Origin of the sequence: Pseudomonas sp. GOM6 (assembly GCF_029537485.1) — a bacterium.
GTDB lineage: Bacteria > Pseudomonadota > Gammaproteobacteria > Pseudomonadales > Pseudomonadaceae > Aquipseudomonas.
This window is the reverse complement of the sequence record NZ_JARPUS010000002.1, coordinates 64864-87641: the sequence shown is the minus strand read 5'-3', so window position 1 is coordinate 87641 and position 22778 is coordinate 64864. Positions and strand designations below refer to the sequence as shown.

The following is a 22778-nucleotide window of genomic DNA, read 5'->3' as shown; positions in this document are numbered from 1 at the left end:
TTCAGACTAGCTCAGAGACGGCGGTAGGCGGACTGCTCGTCAGCCTTGCCGGTCACGGCGAGAAGGGCAACAAGCGCCGAATACCCGGATCGTCCACACGCTGCGCATCGATATACAGCGCCGCCAGCGGCTCACGCCGCAAGCCCGAGCGGGAGCCACGCAAATGCTGGTGCGCCGACCACACGCTGCGATAGCCCATTTCCCAGGGTTGCTGCAACATCAGGGCGGCCAACTCGCCACGGCGCAGAGCCTCGACCAACAGCGGGTCGGCGTCAAAACCGATGTGCACCACCTGCCCGCTGCGCCCGGACCGCCGCAGTGCCGCCAGACCGCTCTGGGTGGTGCGTTCATTGACCGTGAACAGACCGTCCAGAGTCTCCAGCATCTGCAGTTCGGCCAGGCTGGGCATGTAGTCGCTCACGGGCAAGCGCGCCTCCAGCACCACGTCCAGGCCGGCCTCGCGCGCCCCCTGGATGAAACCGGCGCTGCGCTCGGCCACCGAACTGGCCTGGGAGTCCGGCCGCAGCACACCGACCCGTCCACGCCCCTGCAGCAGGCGCGCCATCTGTCGGGCCGCGAGCAGACCGGCCTGGTGGTTGTCGGTCACCACGGCACCTATCACCTCGTCGCCGCCCAGGTCGCGATCGATATAAAGCACGGCGATGCCCTGGCCCGTCAGCTGGCGCACGCGTTCGGCGACGGCCTCACCGCTAGGCGCCACGATCAGCGCGCGACAGCCATGCACGAGCATGCGTTCGACGATGCGCAACTGCGCCTCGGGATCGGCTTCCTTGCTCGGCCCGCGGAAATACAGCTGCAGCCCGGTCTCCTGGGCCGCCTGGCGGGCACCCTGTTCGACACTGTGCCAGAAGGCCGCGCCACCAGCGCCGGACACCAGGCTGACGCAATCGGCGCGGGCCACAGCCGACAGCCCGCAGAGCACGGCAAAGCCCAGACAGGACGAAAGGGGCAAACGCATGAGATGACTCCCGGTCGACTTGGGAGGCCCGCCTGACTCGCTATTCGGCTTCCCATTCTGAGCCTAGCACTTGGCCATCACCGCAGCCGACGATTAGCCGCGCAAGCGCGCACGCTCTCGCATAGAATGCGCGGCCGTTTTTCCGGAGCGCAGCATGAATTCCTCCAACTCCGCCAATGCCCTGGGCATCGACTTCGGCACGTCCAACTCCACCGTCGGCTGGTGGCGGCCTGATCAGGAGCCGCTGCTGACGCTGGAAGACGGCAAGATCACCCTGCCCTCGGTGATCTTCTTCAATACCGAGGAGCGTCGCCCGGTCTACGGTCGTCAGGCCCTGAGCGAATACCTGGACGGTTACGAGGGGCGCCTGATGCGCTCGCTCAAGAGCCTACTCGGCTCCAAGCTGCTGAAAAGCGAAACCACGGTGCTGGGCAGCGCCCTGCCGTTTCGCGACCTGCTCGGTTTCTTTATCGGCGAGCTGAAAAAACGCGCCGAACAGCAGGCCGACCGCGAGTTCGAGCAGGTAGTGCTGGGCCGCCCGGTATTCTTCGTCGACGACGACGAGGCAGCCGACACCGAGGCCGCCAACACCCTGGAGGCCGTGGCCCGCAAGCTCGGCTTCAAGGAAGTGTCCTTCCAGTACGAACCGATTGCCGCGGCCTTCGACTACGAGCGCAGCATCCAGAGCGAAGAGCTGGTGCTTATCGTCGACATCGGTGGCGGTACCTCGGACTTCTCCCTGGTACGCCTGGCTCCCGAGCGCCGCGAGCTGAACGAGCGCCAGGACGACATCCTCGCCACCGGCGGCGTGCACATCGGCGGTACCGACTTCGACAAGCAACTCAGCCTGGAAGGCATCATGCCGCTGTTCGGCTACGGCAGCCGGATGAAGAGCGACGCGCTGATGCCCACCAGCCACCACCTCAACCTGGCCACCTGGCACACCATCAACGCGGTGTACGCACAGAAAGCCCAGCTGGCGCTGAAGAACATGCGCTACGACATCGTCGACCCGACCAGCATCGACCGCCTGCTCAGCCTCACCGAGCAGCGCGCCGGACACTGGCTGGCGATGCAGGTGGAAGACAGCAAGATCGCTCTGACCGAACAGGACAGCCGCCTCATCGACCTGTCACGGATCGAGGACGGCCTCAGCGCCCTGCTCGACCGCCCGCTGTTCGACCGCGCCATCGACAGCCTGCTCGAACGCATCCGCGCGGGCGTCAACGAGCTGCTGCTCAAGGCCGGGGTCAGCCATCACGAGATCGACACCATCTTCTTCACCGGTGGCTCCAGCGCCATTCCCGCCCTGCGCCAGAGCGTCGCCGCACTACTGCCCAACGCCCGCCCCACCGAAGGCAACAGCTTCGGCAGCATCGGTAGCGGCCTCGCCATCGAAGCCCGTCGTCGCTACGGCTGACCGCTCGGCAAGTCAGCGGCTGCGGACTGGCTGCCGGCAGGTTAGGGTGGGCCATCGTCACGTCATGGAGACCGTCATGCGCCACATCATCGCCCTGCTCTGCCTGTTCACTCTCGCCGCCTGCGACGGCGGTGCGGCCACCGCCACCACGGCCAAACTGCAGGCTGACCAGGCCAAGCAGGCACAGCAGCAGATGCAGCAGCTCAAGCAGCAGATCGACCAGGCCAACGCGAAAAACCAGCAGCGCCTGGAGCAGCTGGAACAGCAAGGGCAGCAGTGAAACGAAAAAGGCCGGGCAAATGCCCGGCCTTTTCTTTGTTCTGAATCAGGCCGCGCGTCTGAGCAGTAATACGCCGGCCAGGGCGCAAATGGTCGCCGGCACCGCCACCGCCAGCAGCGGCGAGAAGCCGAACACCAGGCTGGACGGGCCGAGCAGATCCTGGGCAATACGGAACACGAAGCCCACCAGCACGCCGGTGAATACGCGCTGACCGAGAGTCACCGAGCGCAACGGGCCGAAGATGAAGGAGATCGCCATCAGCACCAGCGCGGCGGTCACCAGTGGCTGCAACACCTTGGTCCAGAACGCCAGCCAGTAGGTGCCGTTGTTCAGGCCCTGCTCGCCGAGGTACTGGATATAGCGCCACAGTCCAGCCACCGACAGCGCCTCGGGCTCCAGCACCACGGTGCCGAGCAGCTCCGGTTTGAGCTCGACGTCCCAACGCTCACTGGCAGCCGTCTTCAGCTCGGTATTGCGCTCATGGAACAGCGTGGTTTTGACGTCCTCCAGCTGCCAGTAATCGCCCTGATACTGGGCGCGACGGGCAAAGCTGGACGACAGCAGCTTGCGCTGATCATCGAACTGGTAACGGGTCACGCCGATCAGCTTGCCGCCCGGCTGGACGGCGTTGATGTGCACGTACTCCTGCCCCTGACGGTGCCATAGGCCGTGCTTCGAGCTCTGCGCCTCGCCGCCGCCTTGGGCCAGGGAGCGCTGGGCCTGGGCCTGGTTCTCGCTCCACGGCGCCAGATACTCGCCGATCAGCACGCCGACCAGCATCAGCACCAGCATGGGTTTCATCACCGCCCAGACGATACGCCCGACCGACACGCCGGCGGCACGCATGATGGTCAGCTCGCTATTGCTGGCCAGGCTGCCGAGACCGATCAGGCAGCCGATCAGCGCCGCCATCGGCAGCATCTCGTAGGTGCGCCGCGGCAGGGTCAACAACACATAGATGAGCACATCGAGAGTGCCGTAGGTGTCGCTCAGGTCACCCAGCTCATCGATGAAGGCGAACAACAGGGCCAGGCCAACGATGATGCCAAGCACCGCCAGGATGGCGAAGAAAACGCTGCTACCGATGTAACGATCAAGCTTACGCATGGGCCGCCTCCTTCATAACGCGGCGACTGGCCAGCTTGAGTTGCAGCGGCTGCCAGAGGAACAGGCCCGCACCGATCAGCAGGAACAGGCCATGCACCCACCACAGGCCGAGCTGCATGGGGATCTTGCCCTTGTCCAGTTGGCCGCGCGCGGCGATCAGCAGACCGAGGTAGGTCATGTACAGCAGAATCGCCGGCAGCAACTTGAGGAAGCGCCCCTGACGCGGATTGACCCGGGCCAGCGGCACCGCCAGCAGGGTCACCACGAACACCAGCAGGGGGATGGAAAGGCGCCACTGCAGTTCGGCCTGCTCACGCGGCTTGTCGCTGCCGAACAGTTCGCGGGTGGGAATTGCCTCGCGCTCGCCGATCTCGTTGCTGACACTGGGCTTGGGCAGCAGCACGCCATAGGTGTCGTACTTGATCACCCGATAGTCGGCCTGCCCCGGGTTGCCGTCGTAGCGGTAGCCGTTCTCCAGAATCAGGTAGCGGCTGCCGTCGCCCTGAATGACCTGCCGCCCTTTCTCGGCCACCAGCACGCTGATGTCGGCGTTCCTGGGCTTGTCCTTGGCGGTCGCGGCCTTTTTCTCGGTGATGAACACGCCGCTGAGCTGGCCGCGGTCCTCGGACAGCGCCTCGGTATAGGTGACTCGTGAGCCATCCTTCATCGACTGGAAGCGCCCAGGCACCAGGGTATCGAATTCAGTCAGGGCATCCTGCTGGTTGAGGATGCGCGCCACCTCGGCCACGCCCTGCGGCGCCAGGCCCAGGCTCAGCCAGGCGACCAGCGCAGCGACCAGCGCGGCCGGGGCCATAGTGTAGGACAGCAGGCGGCGGTTGCTCATGCCGGTGGCGGACAGCACAGTCATCTCGCTGTCCAGGTACAGACGACCATAGGCCAGCAGGATGCCAAGGAACAGGCCCAGCGGCAGGATCAGCTGGAGGAAGCCGGGCATGCGGTAGCCCATGATCAGGAACAATACGCCCGGATCCAGCACTCCCTGTGCAGCCTGGGCGAGATACTTGATGAAACGTCCGCTCATGATGATCACCAGCAGCACGGCACTCACCGCGCTGAGGGTCACCAGCACTTCACGGGACAGGTAACGGAAGACGATCAAACCAGACGCTCCAGGGTTGTCAGGCTCAGGCGGCAACGCTCACACTAGCCGCACTCGGATGGCCGGCCCGCCTCGGCGGACCCTTGAAAAAATAGCCGGCATTATCCTGCAAACCCGACTCTTTGTCTTGGGGACAGCTCACCATGGAATTTCTCGTCAAAAGCACCCGCCCGGAAACCCTGAAGACCGCCACCCTGGTGGTCGCCCTCGGCGAAGGCCGCAAGCTAGGCGTCGCGGCCAAGGCCGTGGATGACGCCAGCGGCGGCGCCATCAGCGCCCTGCTCAAGCGCGGCGACATCGCTGGCAAGCAGGGCCAGACCCTGCTCCTGCACAGCCTGCCGGGCCTCAAAGCTGAGCGCGTGCTGCTGGTGGGCTGCGGCAAGGGCGAACTGGAAGTGCGTCAGTTCCGCAAACTGGTAGCCGCCGCCCACGGCGTGCTGAAAAACCTCGGCGGCAGTGATGCCGTGCTGGCCCTGGGCGAGCTCAAGGTCAAGGGTCGCGATGCCTACGGCAAGGCGCGCCTGCTGGTCGAGACCCTAGCCGATGGCGACTACGTGTTCGATCAGTTCAAGAGCAAGAAAGCCGAACCCAAGGCACTGAAGAAGATCACCCTGATTGCCGACAAGGCCGAACAGGCCGACGTCGAACGCGGCAGCCTGCACGCCCAGGCCATTGCCAGCGGTATGTCCTTCACCAAGAACCTCGGCAACCTGCCGCCTAATCTCTGCCACCCGAGCTACCTGGCCGAAGAGGCCAAGGCCCTGGGCAAGGCGCACAAGAACCTCAAAGTCGAAATCCTCGACGAGAAGAAGCTCAAGGAGCTCGGCGCCGGCGCCTTCCTCGCCGTGGCCCAGGGCAGCGAGCAGCCGCCGCGGATGATCGTGATGCACTACCAGGGCGGCAAGAAGGACGACAAACCCTTCGCCCTGGTCGGCAAGGGCATTACCTTCGACACCGGCGGCATCAGCATCAAGCCAGCCGCCGGCATGGACGAGATGAAGTACGACATGTGCGGTGCCGCCAGCGTGTTCGGCACCCTCAAGGCCGTGCTGGAGCTGCAGCTGCCGATCAACCTGGTGTGCCTGCTGGCCTGCGCCGAGAACATGCCCAGCGGCCGCGCCACCCGCCCCGGCGACATCGTCACCACCATGAGCGGGCAGACCGTGGAAATCCTCAACACCGACGCCGAAGGCCGCCTGGTGCTGTGCGACACCCTGACCTATGCCGAGCGCTTCAAGCCGCAGGCGGTGATCGACATCGCCACCCTCACCGGCGCCTGCATCGTCGCCCTGGGTAGCAATGTCTCCGGCCTGATGGGCAACAACGATGCCCTGGTGAAGCAGATCATGAAGGCCGGCGACAGCGCTGCCGACCGCGCCTGGCAACTACCGCTGCATGACGAGTACCAGGAGCAACTGGACAGCCCGTTCGCCGACATCGCCAACATCGGCGGGCCGAAGGCCGGCACCATCACTGCCGGCTGCTTCCTCTCGCGTTTCGCCAAGAACTTCCACTGGGCGCACCTGGACATCGCCGGCACCGCCTGGATCAGCGGCGGCAAGGACAAGGGCGCCACTGGCCGCCCGGTCCCCCTGCTGACCCAATACCTGCTGGACCGCGCCTCGGCCTAACCTGACGTAGCCCGGAGGCAATCCGGGGACAACACGTCCCGGATTGCATCCGGGCTACCGACCCCATCACCGCGAGCCTTCCCATGCGCGTCGAGTTCTACGTTCTTTCCTCCGCCAACACCGAAGGCCGCCTGCGCGCAGCCTGCCAGCTGGCGACCAAGGCCTGGAAGGCCGGCCTACCGGTATTCCTGCGCGGTGCCGACCAGGCCCAATGCGAGGAGCTGGACGGTCTGCTGTGGCGCTTTCGCGCGGAATCCTTCGTCCCCCACAACCTGTACGACGAAGATGCCAGCGCGCCGGTCGTCATCGGTCTCGATCAACAACCGGCGCAGGCTGGCGGCGTGCTGCTCAATCTGCACCCTCAGCTGTCGCCGCATCTGGCGCACTTCAGCCGGGTCATCGAGATCGTCAATCAGGAGCCCCAGCTCCTGGCGCAATGCCGCGACAGCTTCCGCCAATACCGCCAGCTCGGGCATGACCCGCAACGCGTGGAACTCTGACGCCTGCCGAGGTCGAAATAGGCCTGTACTCGGCGTAGAATCCGCCGCCTCGGCCCTCTCACCCTTGCCCGTCACCCCTTATGGACAGCTCGCAACCACCCAAGTCCGCCCCCCTGCTGGACGATCTCGAAGCCATCCGCCAGTTGCTGGAGAAAGAGCAGCTGGAGCCCCCGCTGCTGACCGAAACCCTGGATGACGACCTAGAGATCCCGCTGCTGTCGGAGATCATCGAACCCGGCCCGCTGGCTCCGCCCATCGCCCAACCGGCAACGCCACCCAGCACCGCCCTGCCCTATCCTGTGCAGCCTGCTGTTGCGCCAGCGCAGCCAACCCCGACTGCCCAGGCCATCGGCAGCGCCGTGCAACAAAGCCTGGTCGCGCAAAGCCGCCTCGACGCCGAGCTGCGCGCCGCCGCCCAGCTGATTCTGCAGGATGTGATCGACGACTTCGTGCCGCAGATCGAGGCCGAACTGAAGCGCCGCCTCGACGCCCGCCTGGACCGCCTGCTCAAGCCCAAGGCCTGAGCCCTCTTCGCCAGCAAAATCGGTACCCTGCCGGCGGCCGGTGGCCCGTAGCGGCCGGCAGCCGTTATACTTGCCGGCTTTCCCGATCAGTTGCCAATACGGTCCCGCCGCACCCATGGACAAGACCTACCAGCCCCACGCCATCGAAACCGCCCTGTACCAGAACTGGGAGGCGAACAACTACTTCGCCCCGCAAGGTAGCGGTGCGCCCTACACCATCATGATCCCGCCGCCGAATGTCACCGGCAGCCTGCACATGGGCCACGGCTTCAACAACTCGATCATGGACTGCCTGATCCGCTTCCGCCGCATGCAGGGCCGCAACACCCTGTGGCAGCCGGGCACCGACCACGCGGGTATCGCCACGCAGATGGTGGTCGAGCGCCAGCTGGCCGCCGACGGCATCGGTCGTCACGACCTGGGCCGCGAGAAGTTCCTGGAGAAGGTCTGGGAGTGGAAGGAGCAGTCCGGCGGCACCATCACCCGGCAGATCCGACGCCTGGGCAGCTCGGTGGACTGGTCGCGCGAGCGCTTCACCATGGACGAAGGCCTGTCCGAAGCGGTTAAAGAAGCCTTCGTGCGCCTGCACCAGGACGGCCTGATCTACCGTGGCAAGCGTCTGGTCAACTGGGACACCAAGTTCCACACCGCCATCTCCGACCTCGAAGTGGAAAACCACGACGAGAAGGGCCACCTGTGGAACCTGCGCTACCCGCTGGCCGACGGCAACAAGACCGCCGAGGGCCTGGACTACCTGATCGTCGCCACCACCCGCCCGGAAACCATGCTCGGCGACTCCGCCGTGGCCGTGCACCCGGAAGACGAGCGCTACAAGGCGCTGATCGGCAGCTACATCGAGCTGCCGCTGGTGGGCCGCCGTATCCCGATCATCGCCGACGACTACTGCGACCCCGAGTTCGGCACCGGCTGCGTGAAGATCACCCCGGCCCACGACTTCAACGACTATGAAGTCGGCAAGCGCCACAACCTGCCGCTGATCAACATCTTCGACAAGGACGCCCAGGTGCTCGCCAAGGCCCAGGTGTTCAACATCGACGGCAGCGTCAATGCCGAGATCGACGGCAGCCTGCCGGCCGAATACGCCGGCCTCGACCGCTTCGTCGCGCGCAAGCAGATCGTTGCTGCCTTCGAGGCCGCCGGCCTGCTGGAGAAGATCGAAGACCACGCGCTGAAAGTGCCGAAGGGCGACCGCTCCGGCACCGTCATCGAGCCGTGGCTGACCGACCAGTGGTACGTCTCCACCAAGCCGCTGGCCGAGAAGGCCATCGCCGTGGTCGAGAGCGGCGAGATCCAGTTCGTGCCCAAGCAGTACGAGAACATGTACTTCAGCTGGATGCGCGATATCCAGGACTGGTGCATCAGCCGTCAGCTGTGGTGGGGCCACCGCATCCCGGCCTGGTACGACGAGGCCGGCAATGTCTATGTCGGCCGCGACGAGGCGGAAGTCCGCGCCCAGCACAACCTGGGTGACATCGCCCTGCGCCAGGACGAAGACGTGCTGGACACCTGGTTCAGCTCCGGCCTGTGGACCTTCTCCACCCTCGGCTGGCCGCAGCAGACCGACTTCCTCAAGACCTTCCACCCCACCGACGTACTGGTCACCGGCTTCGATATCATTTTCTTCTGGGTTGCCCGGATGATCATGCTGTCCACCCACCTGACCGGGCAGATCCCGTTCAAGACCGTGTACGTGCATGGCCTGGTACGCGATGGCCAGGGCCAGAAGATGTCCAAGTCCAAGGGCAACGTGCTCGACCCGCTGGACATCGTCGACGGCATCGACCTCGAAGCCCTGGTGGCCAAGCGCACCAGCGGCATGATGCAGCCCAAGCTGGCCGAGAAGATCGCCAAGCAGACCCGCGCCGAGTTCCCCGAGGGCATCGCCGCCTACGGCACCGACGCCCTGCGCTTCACCAACCTGGCGCTGGCCTCCACCGGCCGCGACATCAAGTTCGACATGGGCCGCGTCGAGGGTTACCGCAACTTCTGCAACAAGCTGTGGAACGCCGCCAACTTCGTTATCGAAAACACCGATGGCCAGGACACCGGCATCAATGGTGAGGCAGTGGACCTGTCGCCGGTCGACCGCTGGATCATCTCCGCCCTGCAGCGCTGCGAGCAGGACGTGACCCGCCACCTCGACGCCTTCCGCTTCGACATGGCCGCCCAGGCCCTGTACGAATTTATCTGGGACGAGTACTGCGCCTGGTACCTGGAGCTGGTCAAGCCAGTGCTGTGGGACGAGAACGCGCCGATCGAGCGCCAGCGCGGCACCCGCCGCACCCTGGTGCGCGTGCTGGAAGTGATCCTGCGCCTGGCCCACCCGTTCATGCCCTTCATCACCGAAGAAATCTGGCAGCGCATCAAGGGCCAGGCCGGCAAGGACGGCGCCACCCTGATGCTGCAACCCTGGCCGGTAGCCGCCGAGGAGCGTATCGACGCGGCTGCCGAAGGCGATATCGAGTGGGTCAAGCAACTGATGCTCGGCGTGCGGCAGATCCGTGGCGAGATGAAGATCTCCATGGCCAAGCGCATCGACATCATCGTGCAGAACGCCAGCGCAGAAGACCTGCGTCGCCTGGCCGACTTCGAGCCGCTGCTGAGCAAGCTGGCCAAGCTGGAGTCGGTGCGCGTGCTGGCGGCCGGCGAAGAAGCGCCGATGTCCGCCACCGCGCTGGTCGGCGAGATGCAGGTGCTGGTGCCGATGGCCGGGCTGATCGACAAGGACGCCGAACTGGCGCGCCTGGACAAGGAAATCCAGCGCCTGCAAGGCGAAGTCCAGAGGGTCGGCGGCAAGCTCGCCAACGAAGGCTTCGTCGCCAAGGCCCCGGCCGAGGTACTCGACAAGGAGCGCACCAAGTTGGCCGAAGCCGAACAGGCGTTGGCCAAGCTGGTCGAGCAGCGCGAGAAGATCGCCGCGCTGTAAACATCTGCCCTGCCAAAAGGCCCGCCGTCCTCGCGACTGCGGGCCTTTTTTCTGTCCGCATGACTCAGCTGCGACTTAGGGCGGCACGATAATTGCGCCAGACAGCACTTCCCAGTATGGTTCCGGAGCTGCCGTGACCCAAAGCTCACCATCAAAACAACAAATGACCGCGAAACAGCGGCTAGACCCAGGGAGCCATACATGACCCCAGCCGAACTGCTGCTGGAAGGCGTCGAGCTCATGCTGTTCGGCATGGGCATCGTCTTCAGCTTCCTCATCCTCCTGGTGTTCGCCATCCGCCTGATGTCGGCCGTGGTTGCACGCTTCGCCCCGGAGCCGGTACCTCAGCCAGTCGCGACAGCTGCCCCGCCCAGCGCGATCGTCGATCCCGACACCCTCGCTGCCATCCAGGCCGCCATTCGCCAGCACCGCGCCAAGCGCCGCTGAATCGCCCTTCCGGAGAGAACAAGATGAGCCAGAATCCTCTCGGCATCACCGATGTGGTGCTGCGCGACGCCCACCAATCCATCCTCGCCACCCGCCTGCGCCTGGAAGACATGCTGCCGATCGCGCCCAAACTCGACCAGGTCGGTTTCTGGTCGGTGGAGTCCTGGGGCGGCGCCACCTTCGACGCCTGCATCCGTTACCTCGGCGAAGACCCCTGGGAGCGCATCCGCCAGCTCAAGGCGGCCATGCCCAATACCCGCCAACAGATGCTGCTGCGCGGCCAGAACCTGCTCGGCTACCGGCATTACGCCGACGATGTGGTGGACAAGTTCGTCGAGCGCGCCGCGCTCAACGGCGTCGACGTGTTCCGCGTGTTCGACGCGATGAACGACCCGCGCAACATGGAAACTGCCCTGCAGGCGGTCAAGCGCCAGGACAAGCATGCCCAGGGCACCATCTCCTACACCACCAGCCCGGTACACAACCTGCAGATGTGGCTGGACCTGGCCAAGCAGATCGAAGACATGGGCGCCGACTCCCTGGCGATCAAGGACATGGCCGGCATCCTCACCCCCTACATGGCCTTCGAACTGGTTTCGCGCCTCAAGCAGAGCCTGGCCATCCCGATCCACATGCAGTGCCACGCCACCGCCGGACTCTCCAGCGTGGCCATCCTCAAGGCCGTGGAGGCCGGTATCGACAACGTCGACACGGCCATCTCCTCGCTGTCGATGACCTACGGCCACTCGCCGACCGAGTCCGTGGTAGCCATGTTCCAGGGCACCGAGCGCGATACCGGACTGAACCTGCCGCTGCTGGAGGAAATCGCCGCCTACTTCCGCGAGGTGCGGAGGAAATACGCCAAGTTCGAAGGCAACCTGCGCGGCGTCGATTCACGCATCCTGGTCGCCCAGGTGCCCGGCGGCATGCTCACCAATATGGAAAGTCAGCTCAAGGAACAGGGCGCCTCGGACAAGTTCGACCAGGTGCTGGCGGAAATCCCGCGCGTGCGCGAGGACCTCGGTTTCATCCCGCTGGTGACGCCGACCTCGCAGATCGTCGGCACCCAGGCGGTGATCAACGTACTCACTGGCGAGCGCTACAAATCGATCACCAAGGAAACCGCAGGCGTGCTCAAGGGCGAGTATGGCGCTGCACCGGCGCCGTTCAACCTGGCGCTGCAGGCGCGCGTACTGGACGGTGGCGAAGCCATCACCTGCCGCCCGGCCGACCTGCTCGAACCGGAAATGGACAAGCTCGAGGAAGAGCTGCGCGAGCTGGCCGCACAGAAAGGCTTTAGCCTGGCCGAACAGGCCATCGACGATGTACTGACCTACGCCCTGTTCCCGCAGATCGGCCTCAAGTTCCTAGAAAACCGCGGCAACCCAGCCGCCTTCGAACCTGCGCCCAATGGCCTGGAATCGGTGGCACGTGAGCCCGGCAAGCCCGAGTCCTACACGGTCGAGGTCAATGGCCGCAGCTTCGTCGTGCAGGTCAGCGAGGGCGGCGATATCAGCGGCATTCTGCCCGTGAGCGGGCATACCCAGGCCACCGTGCCGGCACCGATGACGGCCCACGGCGGCGAGCCGCAGAAAGCGCCGCTGGCCGGCAATATCTTCAAGGTACTGGTACAGCCTGGCCAGCGGGTCGAGGAAGGCCAGCTGGTGATGATCCTCGAGGCGATGAAGATGGAGACCGAAATCCGCGCCTTCCGCGCCGGCAGCATCGGCAGCGTCAACGTCAAGGTCGGCGACGTGGTGGCGGTGGGCGACAGCCTGCTGACCATCGCCTGAGGAGGCGACCATGGATAACCTGCTCAAGCTCTGGCACAGCACCGGCATCTACAACCTGGAACCCGGCCAGGCGCTGATGATCGCGGTGTGCGCCGGCCTGATCTTCCTGGCCATCCGCAAGGGCTTCGAGCCGCTGCTGCTGATTCCCATCGGCTTCGGCGGCATTCTCGCCAACATCCCGGTGGCCAACATGGCCGAAGGTGCCGGCATCCTCCACCTGTTCTACGAGGTGGGCCTGCCGACCAGCGTGTTCCCGCTGCTGATCTTCATGGGCGTAGGCGCCATGACCGACTTCGGCCCCATGCTGGCCAACCCCAAGACCCTGTTGCTCGGTGCCGCCGCCCAGTTCGGCATCTTCGGCACCCTGCTCGGCGCCCTGGCGCTGACTGCGGCCGGCATCCCGGGCATGGAGTTCAGCATCAAGGAAGCCGCCTCCATCGCCATCATCGGCGGCGCCGATGGCCCGACCTCGATCTTCGTCACTTCCAAGCTGGCGCCCGATCTGCTCGGCCCCATCGCCGTGGCGGCCTACTCCTACATGGCCCTGGTGCCGCTGTTGCAGCCACCGATCATGCGCGCGCTGACCACCCCGGCGGAGCGCGCCATCGTCATGCAGCAGCTGCGCCCCGTCAGCCAGGCGGAGAAGATCGTCTTCCCCATCGTGCTGTGCCTGCTGATCGGTATGCTACTGCCGGATGCCGCCCCCCTGGTCGGCATGTTCGCCTTCGGCAACCTGCTGCGTGAGGCTGGCGTAGTCGAGCGCCTGGCCGACACCTCGCGCAATGCGCTGATCAATATCGTCACCATCTTCCTTGGCCTGACCGTGGGTTCCAAGCTGTCGGCCGAGGCCTTCCTGCAGATCAAGACCCTGGGCATCCTCCTGCTCGGCATGGTCGCCTTCTGTGGTGGCACGGCCGCCGGGGTGCTGATGGCCAAGGCGATGAACCTGTTCAGCCAGCAGAAGATCAATCCGCTGATCGGCTCGGCCGGCGTTTCCGCCGTGCCCATGGCGGCGCGGGTGTCAAACAAGGTGGGGCTGGAAGCCAATCCGCAGAACTTCCTGCTGATGCACGCCATGGGGCCCAACGTGGCCGGGGTGATCGGCTCGGCGGTGGCGGCAGGCGTGCTGCTCAACTTTGTCGGCTGACAGTTGCCCGATGAACCAAGGCCCCGCTCTCGCGGGGCCTTTTCGTTACACCCGGCAAAGCCGTTCGGCAGCCTGGCGCAGGGTGTCCTCGCGCTTGGCGAAGCAGAAGCGCACCAGGCGCATGTCGGCAGGCGGATCACGGTAAAACACCGACACCGGGATCGCCGCAACGCCGTGCTCGCGGGTCAGCCACTCGGCCATCGCCACATCATCCAGCTCCGGGCGGATAGCCGAATAGTCGGCCAGCTGGAAATAGGTGCCTGGCGCCGGCTTGAAGGTGAAGCGTGAACCCGCCAGCAGTTCGCAGAACAGATCGCGCTTGGCCTGGTAGAAAGCCGGCAGTTCCTCAACGTGTTCCGGATGAACAGCCATGAAGTCCGCCAGGGCATGCTGCAGCGGGGTCACCCCGCAGAAGTTGACGTACTGGTGGATCTTGCGCAGCTCGGCGGTCAGCGCCGGCGGTGCCACCACGTAGCCGGTCTTCCAGCCGGTGACGTGGTAGGTCTTGCCGAAGGAACTGACCACGAAGGCACGGGCATACAGCTCGTCGTGGGCCAGCACGCTGGCGTGTTGAACGCCATCGAAGATCAGGTGCTCATACACCTCGTCGCTGATGATATGGATGTCGTGGCCACGGATCAGCGCGGCCAGGCGATCCAGGTCGGCACGCGACAGCAACGCGCCGCTGGGGTTATGCGGCGAGTTGAGGAAGATCAGGCGAGTACGCGGGGTGATGGCAGCGGCCAGGCGCTGCCAGTCCACGGCGAAGTCCGGCAAAGCCAGCGGTACGTGCACGCAGCGGCCACCGGCCAGTTCCACCGAGGGCTCGTAGCTGTCGTAGCAGGGATCGAGAACGATGGCCTCGTCGCCCGGATGGATCAGCGCCTGCACCGCGCAGAAAATCGCCTCGGTGGCGCCGGGGGTGATGGTGATCTCGCTGTCGGCATCGCGCTGCACGCCGTAGCTGCGCGCGATCTTGGCCGCCACCTGCTGACGCAGGGCCGGCAGGCCGGTCATCGGGCAGTACTGGTTGCGCCCCTCCAGCACATGGCGGCTCACCGCTTCGCGCAAGGCCAGCGGGCCATCGAAATCGGGAAATCCCTGGGACAGGTTGATGGCGCCGGTTTCCGCAGCGAGCTGGGACATACGGGTGAAGATGGTGGTGCCGACATTGGGCAGCTTGCTGGCGAACATAGGGACGTCCTAGGAGCTTGTTGCGAGCCGCGAGGATAGCCGATGCCCCGCTCAGGATGCAGCAGCGGCGCCAATGAAAAAGGCGCAGAAACCGAAGCCGCTGCGCCTTTCGCGTGGATCGCCGGAGAACTCAGCGCTTCTTGTCCTTGCGCTTCTTCTCGGCCTTTTTGTGGTGGCTCATCAGGCGCTTCTTGCGGTTGACCTGGCGCTCGGTGAGCTTGTTCTTCTTGCCCTCGTAGGGGTTCTCGCCGCCCTTGTACTCGATGCGGATCGGCGTACCGACCAGCTTGAGCACACGCCGGTAGGTGTTCTCCAGGTAGCGCGTGTAGGTCTTCGGCACCGAGTCGACCTGGTTGCCGTGGATCACGATCAGCGGCGGGTTGGCGCCACCGAGGTGGGCATAACGCAGCTTGATGCGACGGCCGTTGACGGTCGGCGGCTGGTGCTCCTGCACGCAGTCTTCAAGGATCTGCGTCAGGCGGTTGGTCGGCCAGCGGGTGACGGCGGCCTTGAACGCGGTCTGTACCGACTTGTACAGGTGGCCGACGCCGGTGCCGTGCTTGGCGGAAATGAAGTGGATGTCCGCCCAGTCGACGAACATCAGCCGGCGCTCCAGCTCGGTCTTCACGTAGTCCTTCTCGCCCTGCTCCATGCCGTCCCATTTGTTCAGGGCGATGACCAGCGCGCGACCGGTTTCCAGCACGAAACCGAGCAGGTTGAGGTCGTGCTCGACTACACCCTCGCGGGCGTCCATCACGAAGATCACCACGTTAGCGTCCTGGATGGCCTGCAGGGTCTTGACCACCGAGAACTTCTCGACGGCCTCGAAGATCTTGCCGCGACGGCGCACACCGGCAGTGTCGATCAGGGTGTACTTCTCTTCGTCGCGCTCGAAGGGGATATAGATGCTGTCACGGGTGGTGCCGGCCTGGTCATAGACGATCACCCGCTCCTCACCGAGCATGCGGTTGACCAGGGTCGACTTGCCGACATTGGGGCGGCCGATGATGGCGATCTTGATACCGTCCTTCTCGCTCGGGCCGGGAATGCGCTTGGCTTCCTGGCCTTCGGCAACCACTTCCTCAGTCGGGGCTTCCGCGCCCTCCTCGCCTTCAACCGGCTCGGGCTCGCCATCGTCACGCGGGAAAATGCCCAGCGCGGCTTCCAGCATCTGGCTGATACCACGGCCGTGAGCGGCGGCGATCGGCAGGGCATCCCCCAGGCCCAACGGGCTGAACTCGGCGCGGGCGATGTCCGGGTCGACGGTATCGACCTTGTTGGCGATCAGGAAGCTGCGCTTGTTTCGCTTGCGCAGGTGCTCGGCGATCATCTGATCGGAGGCGGTCATGCCGGCGCGCGAGTCGACCATGAACAGCACGGCATCGGCTTCTTCAATGGCCTGCAGTGACTGCTCGGCCATCTTCGCATCGATGCCTTCCTCGTCGCCGGAGATGCCGCCGGTATCGATGACGATGTAGGTGCGCCCCTGCCACTTGGCCTCGCCGTACTGGCGATCACGGGTCAGCCCCGCGTATTCGGCGACGATAGCGTCACGGGTCTTGGTCAGACGGTTGAACAGCGTCGACTTACCGACATTAGGGCGGCCCACCAGGGCGATAACCGGAACCATTGGCTCCTCCTCAGAAAACACAAAGGCCGCTGCCGTAGAACGGCAGCGGCCGGACATTGCTCAACAGCTTAGCGGATGGTCAGGCCGACCAGCTTGCCGCTGTTGCCGTAAACATAAATCCAGTCGCCAATCACCAGCGGGCGGGCACGCACGCCATCACCGTCGATCTTCTCGCGACCGACGAAGTGGCCATCCACTTGGCTCAGCAGGTGCAGGTAGCCTTCGAAGTCACCCACGGCCACATAGCTGGAGAACACTTCGGGGGCCGACAGCTGGCGACGCGCCAGGGCATCGTTGTTCCACAGCGCCGAGTTGGAGCGCTCGTCGACACCTTCCACGGCACCGGCGGACTGACTCACATAGACACTGCCGAAGCCCTGGGCCAGGCCGCTGTAGCTGGAGGCATCGCGATTCCACAGCGGACGCCCGCTGTCGACGTCGATGGCGGCCACTTTGCCCTGATAGGTCACCACATACAGGGTGCCGCCGGAGAGCAGCAGGTTGCCATCGATATCAACCACACGCTCCAGTTCGGAACGGCCTTGCGGGATGGCCACACGCTGCTCCCACACCGGGATACCACGACTGGCATCCAGCGCCAGCACCTTGCCGGTGGACAGGCCAGCCATGACCAGACGATTGGTCATCACCGGACTGCTGGTGCCACGCAGGGTCAGCACGGCCGGGCTGTTTTCATAGATCCAGCGCTGGTTGCCGGTGCTGGCATCGAAAGCGATCAGGCGGTCATCCTGAGTCTGCACCACCACGACGTCACCATTGGTGGCCGGAGCAGACAGTACTTCGCTGGTCACGCGGGCACGCCACTTCTCTTCACCGCTGCTGGCATCCAGGGCGATGACCTCACCCTTGAGGGTTCCGACCATGACCAGACCATAACCAGCGCCAACGCCACCGGAAATCGGCAGATCGAGTTCGACTTCCCAGAATTTGTCACCGGTCAGACGATCCAAAGCCACGACTTCACCGTCGGCAGAGGCGGCAAACAGGCGCTCACCATCGGCAGCGGGAGTCAACAGGTTGTACAGTTCACCCTGCCCATCGCCCACGGATACGCTCCACTGGGCATCAAGACGGACTTCTTCCTGGATATCAGGGAGTTCGGCTGGCGGCAGTTCCTTCTTGCTATTGCTGCTGCAACCCACGGCCATCACGGCCAGGGCCAGCACTGCGGCATTCTTCCAACGCATCACGTCAGGCATCCCCTTTAGCCAGGTCATCGAGTTTCATCTGCAGGCCACCCACCGCGGCATCCTCGGCGAGGGACTCCTTGGCCTTCAGGTAGGCCGCATGAGCTTCATCACTACGGCCGAGTTGCACCAGCAAGTCGCCCTTGAGCTCTTCACGGCTGGCCTGCCAGGCCTTGTCCGCCTCACCGTCCAGCAGTTTCAGGCCTTCTTCGGCCTTGCCCTGTGCAGCCAGTACGCGAGCCAGGCGCTGACGCGCCAGCTCGCCTACGGTCGCGCCGGCCGGCTTGTCCACCAGCGGCTTGAGTTCGGCAACCGCGTCATCCAGCTTGTCGCTCTCGACGGCCAGCTTGGCGACGAAGAGGCTGGCGTACTGGGCATAATGACTGCCGCTGTATTCGCTCTTGAGCTTGTTGGCCAGCTCGGTGACCTTACCGATATCCGGCTCGCCAGAAGACGTCAGGCTGGTTTCCAGCAACTGCTGGTACAGCGCCGATGCGCTCTGCGCCTGGTTGCTCTGATACTGCTGCCAGGCCTGCCAGCCGAATACCAGTGCCAGCGCCAACGCGCCGCCAGTGAGCAGGGGCTTGCCGTTGCGCTGCCACCAGTCCTTGATCTGCGCAATCTGTTCTTCTTCGGTCATGCTCACCCCAATGGACTCCTATTCGCTGTGTTCTCAGGCCTGCAGGCAGGCGGCGAGATGCGCGGCTAGCGCATCCCAGGCAATGTTCTGTTGCTGCGTGTCGTCACGCAGGGGTTTGCAACCTACCACGCGGGCAGCCAGTTCGTCCTCACCCAGAATCAGGGCGTAACGAGCGCCGCTCTTGTCGGCTTTCTTGAACTGGCTCTTGAAGCTGCCGCCGCCGCTGTTGACCAGCAGACGCAGGCCGGGAAAGGCATCGCGCAGACGCTCGGCCAAACCGAGGCCAGCCAGCTCGGCCGCTTCGCCAAAAGCGCACAGGTAAAGGTCAGCAGGAGCATTTAGCTCGGCCGGCAGCAGCTCCAGGGTTTCGAGCAGCAGTACCAGACGCTCGACGCCCATGGCAAAACCGACGCCAGGCGTGGCCTTGCCGCCCAACTGGGTGACCAGACCATCGTAGCGGCCGCCGGCGCAGACGGTGCCCTGGGCGCCGAGCTTGTCGGTGACCCACTCGAACACGGTGCGGTTGTAGTAGTCGAGACCACGGACCAGCTTGTGGTTGATCTCGTAGCGGATGCCCACTGCATCCAGGCGCGCCTTGACGCCTTCGAAGTGCAGACGCGACTCCTCGTCGAGGTAGTCGGCCAGGGTCGGCGCACCGACCAGCAGCGCCTGGGTCTGGGCATTCTTACTGTCGAGGATACGCAGCGGATTGGTGGTCAGTCGGCGCTGACTATCCTCGTCGAGCTGCTCGAAACGCTCGCTCAGGTAAGCCACCAGCGCATCACGGTAGGCCGCGCGCGCCTCGCTGGAGCCCAGGCTGTTGAGCTGCAGGGTCACCGCATCGGCCAGACCAAGCTTCTGCCACAGACGCCAGGTCAGCACGATCAGCTCGGCATCAACATCCGGACCCGGCAGATTGAACGCTTCTACGCCAATCTGGTGAAACTGGCGATAACGCCCTTTCTGCGGTTTCTCGTAACGGAACATGGGGCCGGCGTACCACAGCTTCTGCACCTGGCCACCGCCGGACAGGCCGTGTTCGAGCACGGCACGCACGCAGCCCGCAGTGCCTTCCGGACGCAGGGTCAGAGACTCGGCGTTACGGTCGAGGAAGGTATACATCTCCTTGTCCACCACATCGGTGCCTTCGCCGATACCACGGGCGAACAGCTCGGTGAACTCGAGGATGGGCAGACGAATCTCCTGGTAACCGTAGCCATCTAGCAGCTCGGCCAGGGTGCCTTCCAGGTAACGCCAGGCAGGGGTCTGCGCTGGCAGGATGTCATTCATGCCACGAATGGCTTGCAGGGACTTGCTCACGAATCTTCCTTTATCAGCCGCGGGCGATGACTGCCGCGTCGGCCTCGACCTTCTCGGCCGCCTTGCGACGGATCAGCTTCTCCAGCTCATCCACCAGGTTGTCATTGGTCAGTTTCGAGGCCGGAGCGCCATCGATATAGACCAGATTGTTCGGGGTGCCACCGGTAAGGCCGATATGCGCCTCCTTGGCTTCACCTGGCCCATTGACCACGCAGCCGATCACGGCAACGTCGAGCGGCACCAGCAGATCCTCGACCCGCTGCTCCAGCTCATTCATGGTCTTGACCACATCGAAATTCTGCCGCGAGCAGCTCGGGCAGGCGATGAAGTTGATGCCGCGCGAACGCAAGCGCAGTGACTTGAGGATATCGAAACCGACCTTGATCTCCTCCACCGGATCGGCCGCCAGCGAGATGCGGATGGTGTCGCCGATGCCCTCGGCCAGCAGCATGCCCAGGCCAACCGCCGATTTCACGGTGCCGGAACGCAGGCCACCGGCCTCGGTGATGCCCAGGTGCAGCGGCTGTTCGATCTGCTTGGCCAGCAGTCGGTAGGCCTCGACGGCCATGAACACATCGGAGGCCTTCACGCTGACCTTGAAGTCCGGGAAGTTCAGACGGTCCAGATGCTCGACATGGCGCAGTGCAGATTCCACCAGCGCCTCGGGCGTGGGCTCGCCGTACTTTTTCTGCAGGTCTTTTTCCAACGAGCCGGCATTCACGCCGATACGGATCGGAATGCCTTTGTCGCGAGCAGCCTCGACCACGGCCTTAACACGGTCTTCGCGACCGATATTGCCCGGATTGATCCGCAGGCAATCGACACCCAGCTCGGCCACGCGCAGGGCAATCTGGTAATCGAAATGGATGTCGGCCACCAGCGGCAGATTGACCCGCTGCTTGATCAGGCCAAACGCCTCGGCCGCCTCCATGGAAGGCACGGAGACGCGCACGATGTCGGCGCCCGCCGCCTCCAGACGCTGGATCTGGCCGACCGTGGCGTCGACATCACAGGTCTCGGTGTTGGTCATGCTCTGCACCGCAATGGGCGCATCGCCGCCGACCGCTACATTACCGACCCAGATTTTGCGAGATGGACGACGCTTGATGGGAGATTCGCAATGCATGTTCTGACTCACTGCCCCAGTTTGAGGCGAGCGGTTTCACCGTGAATGAAAGGCGCCACGTCGACCGCCTGGCCATTGACCAGCACCACAGCACCACGGGCATAGCCCAGGCGCAGTTCCAGCGGAGCCTTGCCGACCAGTTCGACGCTGTCGCCACGACGCTTCAGGGCACTGAGCAGCACCTTGCCATCAGCATCCGTCAGCTGCGTCCAGCAATCAGCCGTAAATTGCAGATTGACCAGTGCCTCACCCGCTGCAGCTGCCACCGCCGTGGCTTCCGGAGCGGAAGAAGGCTGTGTCGCTTCCGCGAGCTGTTCAACAGGCGCTTCGACAGGTACAGCAGGCACTGCTGCAGACTCTGGGGCTGGTGCGGGGTTTGTCTCTGGCTCGACGACAGGTGCCTCATCGGAGCTTGGAGCCGGAGACTCAACCAGCGCCGGCGCATCCGTTGCAGACAGGGCCGGCTCCTCAGCCTGAGCGTCAGCCACGGCCTGATCTTCCGGCTCGGTAAAGGTGTGAATCTCCACCGTACCGTCAGCCGCCTCCACTTCGACATGCGCGGGGGCTGCGTTACTCGCTTCCAGACGCTTGCCCTGATCCTGCCACCAGAAAAAGCCGGCCGCCCCAAGCGCCAACAAGGCAACGATGCTGAAAAACTTCAGAATGCCTTGCGAAACCCGCGCGGGCTCTTCAATACGCGACAAACTGGACACGCTGCTGCCACCGGCATTGGTGCCCGTGAACTGATCGAATTCGTCGACCAACTGAGCGGGGTCCAGGCCCATCAGCTTGGCATAGGAGCGCACATAACCACGAGCAAAGGTGTGCCCTGGAAGCTGATCAAAGTCGCCCGCCTCCAGGTGACGCAGGGCGCTCGGGGTGAGGTTCAACTGTGCGGCAACATCGCCCAGCGCCAGGTTGCGGTCTTCGCGTACCTTGCGCAGCGTCTCACCAGGATTGACCCGATGCGCTGTCGCTACTTCAGGATGCGAACTCTTCATCACTGCTCCGCCAGGTATTGCTGATATTCCGGAGTGCCCGGATAGAGACGTTTGAGCTGTAGGCCGAGACTGGCGGCCTGATCAGGATCACCGAATACCTTGGCCAGGCGAATACCCAACAGCAGGCTTTGCGGGGTCTGCCTGGACTGCTGGCTGAAACCTGCGTAATAGCTGCGTGCTGCTACGTAGTCCTTATCCTGATAGGACAACAGCCCCATCTGCAGCAACGAAGTCGGACGCTGGCTATTCAAGCGCAAAGCTTTCTGAAAATGCTGCTTGGCCTCATCCGGCTTACCCAGCTGCAAAGCCGTCAGGCCAAGGTTTTCGAAAACCCGGGAGCGCTCGCCATAGAGAGTATCCTCGGCCGCGTTACTGTATTGGGCATAGGCCTCGGGATAGCGCTTTTGTTCGAAGAGAAAGCCGCCATAGTTATTCAACAGGCGTGCATCGCCCTTGCTCAGCGCAATCGCCTTGCGATAGTTCTCATCGGCCAGCTTGGGTTCAAGCTCATACTGATAAACCAGCGCCAGCGCGGCATAGGCCTCAGCACTCGACGAATCAATCTCCAGGGCTTTGCGCAAGGGCTCCTTGGCCTTCTCGGTAGAGCCTTGCCGCAGATGACCGATACCCAGTTGGATGTAGGCATCGCGTGCATTATTGCGCCCCTCTTCGGTATCCATGGGATTTTGTGGACCTCCGGTCCGGACACATCCCGCCAGCAGGCAGACAACGAATAGGTAAAGCGCAGCGCGCAAAGTCATGGA

Annotated in this window: 20 protein-coding genes; 9 read left to right on the top strand and 11 right to left on the bottom strand. The window is 64.2% G+C overall.

Annotated features, from left to right (window positions below):
• Positions 1 to 52: 52 nt before the first annotated feature.
• Positions 53 to 979, bottom strand: a complete 927-nt coding sequence (locus P7A97_RS03000; RefSeq protein ID WP_277688456.1) for a substrate-binding domain-containing protein — start codon at positions 977 to 979, stop codon at positions 53 to 55.
• A 154-nt stretch (positions 980 to 1133) separates the two neighbouring features.
• Here P7A97_RS03000 and P7A97_RS02995 point away from each other — a divergent pair, with 154 nt between their 5' ends.
• Positions 1134 to 2399 (top strand): Hsp70 family protein, encoded by a 1266-nt coding sequence (locus tag P7A97_RS02995; protein WP_277688455.1) that lies wholly within the window; start codon positions 1134 to 1136, stop codon positions 2397 to 2399.
• Between the two features lie 76 nt (positions 2400 to 2475).
• Positions 2476 to 2679: a hypothetical protein gene (locus P7A97_RS02990; protein WP_277688454.1), complete on the top strand. Its 204-nt coding sequence runs from the start codon at positions 2476 to 2478 to the stop codon at positions 2677 to 2679.
• A gap of 45 nt (positions 2680 to 2724) precedes the next feature.
• Here the strand turns inward: P7A97_RS02990 and lptG are convergent, their stop codons facing one another.
• Positions 2725 to 3786 (bottom strand): LPS export ABC transporter permease LptG, encoded by a 1062-nt coding sequence (lptG, locus tag P7A97_RS02985; protein ID WP_277688453.1) that lies wholly within the window; start codon positions 3784 to 3786, stop codon positions 2725 to 2727.
• Positions 3779 to 4906, bottom strand: a complete 1128-nt coding sequence (gene lptF, locus P7A97_RS02980; protein ID WP_277688452.1) for an LPS export ABC transporter permease LptF — start codon at positions 4904 to 4906, stop codon at positions 3779 to 3781. Before lptF ends, lptG begins: the two co-directional genes overlap by 8 nt.
• A 143-nt stretch (positions 4907 to 5049) precedes the next feature.
• On the opposite strand from lptF, the gene P7A97_RS02975 reads away from it, so the two are divergent.
• From P7A97_RS02975 to P7A97_RS02945, 7 genes are all read left to right on the top strand, one after another.
• On the top strand, positions 5050 to 6537 hold the full coding sequence (locus tag P7A97_RS02975; RefSeq protein ID WP_277688451.1) for a leucyl aminopeptidase: 1488 nt from the start codon (positions 5050 to 5052) through the stop codon (positions 6535 to 6537).
• Between the two features lie 83 nt (positions 6538 to 6620).
• Positions 6621 to 7037 carry a DNA polymerase III subunit chi gene (locus P7A97_RS02970; protein WP_277688450.1) on the top strand — a complete coding sequence of 139 codons (417 nt, stop codon included), beginning with the start codon at positions 6621 to 6623 and terminating at the stop codon, positions 7035 to 7037.
• An 80-nt stretch (positions 7038 to 7117) separates the two neighbouring features.
• Positions 7118 to 7561 (top strand): DNA polymerase III subunit chi, encoded by a 444-nt coding sequence (locus P7A97_RS02965; protein WP_277688449.1) that lies wholly within the window; start codon positions 7118 to 7120, stop codon positions 7559 to 7561.
• Between the two features lie 115 nt (positions 7562 to 7676).
• Positions 7677 to 10508 (top strand): valine--tRNA ligase, encoded by a 2832-nt coding sequence (locus P7A97_RS02960; RefSeq protein ID WP_277688448.1) that lies wholly within the window; start codon positions 7677 to 7679, stop codon positions 10506 to 10508.
• Between the two features lie 201 nt (positions 10509 to 10709).
• Positions 10710 to 10955, top strand: coding sequence for an OadG family transporter subunit (locus P7A97_RS02955; protein WP_277688447.1), 246 nt, complete (start codon positions 10710 to 10712; stop codon positions 10953 to 10955).
• Between the two features lie 23 nt (positions 10956 to 10978).
• A complete protein-coding gene (oadA, locus tag P7A97_RS02950; RefSeq protein ID WP_277688446.1) occupies positions 10979 to 12748 on the top strand; it encodes a sodium-extruding oxaloacetate decarboxylase subunit alpha in 1770 nt (589 codons plus the stop codon).
• 10 nt (positions 12749 to 12758) lie between these two features.
• A complete protein-coding gene (locus tag P7A97_RS02945; RefSeq protein WP_277688445.1) occupies positions 12759 to 13895 on the top strand; it encodes a sodium ion-translocating decarboxylase subunit beta in 1137 nt (378 codons plus the stop codon).
• 45 nt (positions 13896 to 13940) lie between these two features.
• On the opposite strand, the gene P7A97_RS02940 is transcribed toward P7A97_RS02945, so the two are convergent.
• From P7A97_RS02940 to pilW, 8 genes are all read right to left on the bottom strand, one after another.
• The gene (locus P7A97_RS02940) at positions 13941 to 15089 is read right to left on the bottom strand and encodes a pyridoxal phosphate-dependent aminotransferase (RefSeq protein WP_277688444.1); all 1149 of its coding nucleotides are present in this window, start codon (positions 15087 to 15089) and stop codon (positions 13941 to 13943) included.
• A gap of 130 nt (positions 15090 to 15219) precedes the next feature.
• Positions 15220 to 16719, bottom strand: coding sequence for a ribosome biogenesis GTPase Der (gene der / locus P7A97_RS02935; protein ID WP_277688443.1), 1500 nt, complete (start codon positions 16717 to 16719; stop codon positions 15220 to 15222).
• Positions 16720 to 16787: 68 nt separating this feature from the next.
• Positions 16788 to 17939: an outer membrane protein assembly factor BamB gene (bamB, locus tag P7A97_RS02930; RefSeq protein ID WP_277688741.1), complete on the bottom strand. Its 1152-nt coding sequence runs from the start codon at positions 17937 to 17939 to the stop codon at positions 16788 to 16790.
• Positions 17932 to 18567, bottom strand: coding sequence for a tetratricopeptide repeat protein (locus tag P7A97_RS02925; RefSeq protein WP_277688442.1), 636 nt, complete (start codon positions 18565 to 18567; stop codon positions 17932 to 17934). Before P7A97_RS02925 ends, bamB begins: the two co-directional genes overlap by 8 nt.
• 33 nt (positions 18568 to 18600) lie before the next feature.
• Positions 18601 to 19887, bottom strand: coding sequence for a histidine--tRNA ligase (hisS, locus tag P7A97_RS02920; protein WP_277688441.1), 1287 nt, complete (start codon positions 19885 to 19887; stop codon positions 18601 to 18603).
• 13 nt (positions 19888 to 19900) lie between these two features.
• Complete coding sequence (gene ispG / locus P7A97_RS02915; protein ID WP_277688440.1) at positions 19901 to 21013, bottom strand: flavodoxin-dependent (E)-4-hydroxy-3-methylbut-2-enyl-diphosphate synthase; 1113 nt, start codon at positions 21011 to 21013, stop codon at positions 19901 to 19903.
• An 8-nt stretch (positions 21014 to 21021) separates the two neighbouring features.
• Positions 21022 to 22014: a RodZ family helix-turn-helix domain-containing protein gene (locus tag P7A97_RS02910; RefSeq protein ID WP_277688439.1), complete on the bottom strand. Its 993-nt coding sequence runs from the start codon at positions 22012 to 22014 to the stop codon at positions 21022 to 21024.
• Positions 22014 to 22775 carry a type IV pilus biogenesis/stability protein PilW gene (gene pilW, locus P7A97_RS02905; protein WP_277688438.1) on the bottom strand — a complete coding sequence of 254 codons (762 nt, stop codon included), beginning with the start codon at positions 22773 to 22775 and terminating at the stop codon, positions 22014 to 22016. The genes P7A97_RS02910 and pilW overlap by 1 nt, the downstream gene beginning before the upstream one ends.
• Positions 22776 to 22778 lie beyond the last annotated feature (3 nt).

Coding starts and splice junctions, on each gene's coding strand:
- P7A97_RS03000 (WP_277688456.1), bottom strand. CDS start 979: ATGCGTTTGCCCCTTTCGTCCTGTCTGGGCTTTGCCGTGCTCTGCGGG.
- P7A97_RS02925 (WP_277688442.1), bottom strand. CDS start 18,567: ATGACCGAAGAAGAACAGATTGCGCAGATCAAGGACTGGTGGCAGCGC.
- ispG (WP_277688440.1), bottom strand. CDS start 21,013: ATGCATTGCGAATCTCCCATCAAGCGTCGTCCATCTCGCAAAATCTGG.
- P7A97_RS02970 (WP_277688450.1), top strand. CDS start 6,621: ATGCGCGTCGAGTTCTACGTTCTTTCCTCCGCCAACACCGAAGGCCGC.
- P7A97_RS02960 (WP_277688448.1), top strand. CDS start 7,677: ATGGACAAGACCTACCAGCCCCACGCCATCGAAACCGCCCTGTACCAG.
- der (WP_277688443.1), bottom strand. CDS start 16,719: ATGGTTCCGGTTATCGCCCTGGTGGGCCGCCCTAATGTCGGTAAGTCG.
- lptG (WP_277688453.1), bottom strand. CDS start 3,786: ATGCGTAAGCTTGATCGTTACATCGGTAGCAGCGTTTTCTTCGCCATC.
- P7A97_RS02945 (WP_277688445.1), top strand. CDS start 12,759: ATGGATAACCTGCTCAAGCTCTGGCACAGCACCGGCATCTACAACCTG.
- P7A97_RS02955 (WP_277688447.1), top strand. CDS start 10,710: ATGACCCCAGCCGAACTGCTGCTGGAAGGCGTCGAGCTCATGCTGTTC.
- bamB (WP_277688741.1), bottom strand. CDS start 17,939: ATGCCTGACGTGATGCGTTGGAAGAATGCCGCAGTGCTGGCCCTGGCC.
- P7A97_RS02910 (WP_277688439.1), bottom strand. CDS start 22,014: ATGAAGAGTTCGCATCCTGAAGTAGCGACAGCGCATCGGGTCAATCCT.
- oadA (WP_277688446.1), top strand. CDS start 10,979: ATGAGCCAGAATCCTCTCGGCATCACCGATGTGGTGCTGCGCGACGCC.
- P7A97_RS02940 (WP_277688444.1), bottom strand. CDS start 15,089: ATGTTCGCCAGCAAGCTGCCCAATGTCGGCACCACCATCTTCACCCGT.
- P7A97_RS02990 (WP_277688454.1), top strand. CDS start 2,476: ATGCGCCACATCATCGCCCTGCTCTGCCTGTTCACTCTCGCCGCCTGC.
- P7A97_RS02995 (WP_277688455.1), top strand. CDS start 1,134: ATGAATTCCTCCAACTCCGCCAATGCCCTGGGCATCGACTTCGGCACG.
- P7A97_RS02975 (WP_277688451.1), top strand. CDS start 5,050: ATGGAATTTCTCGTCAAAAGCACCCGCCCGGAAACCCTGAAGACCGCC.
- pilW (WP_277688438.1), bottom strand. CDS start 22,775: ATGACTTTGCGCGCTGCGCTTTACCTATTCGTTGTCTGCCTGCTGGCG.
- P7A97_RS02965 (WP_277688449.1), top strand. CDS start 7,118: ATGGACAGCTCGCAACCACCCAAGTCCGCCCCCCTGCTGGACGATCTC.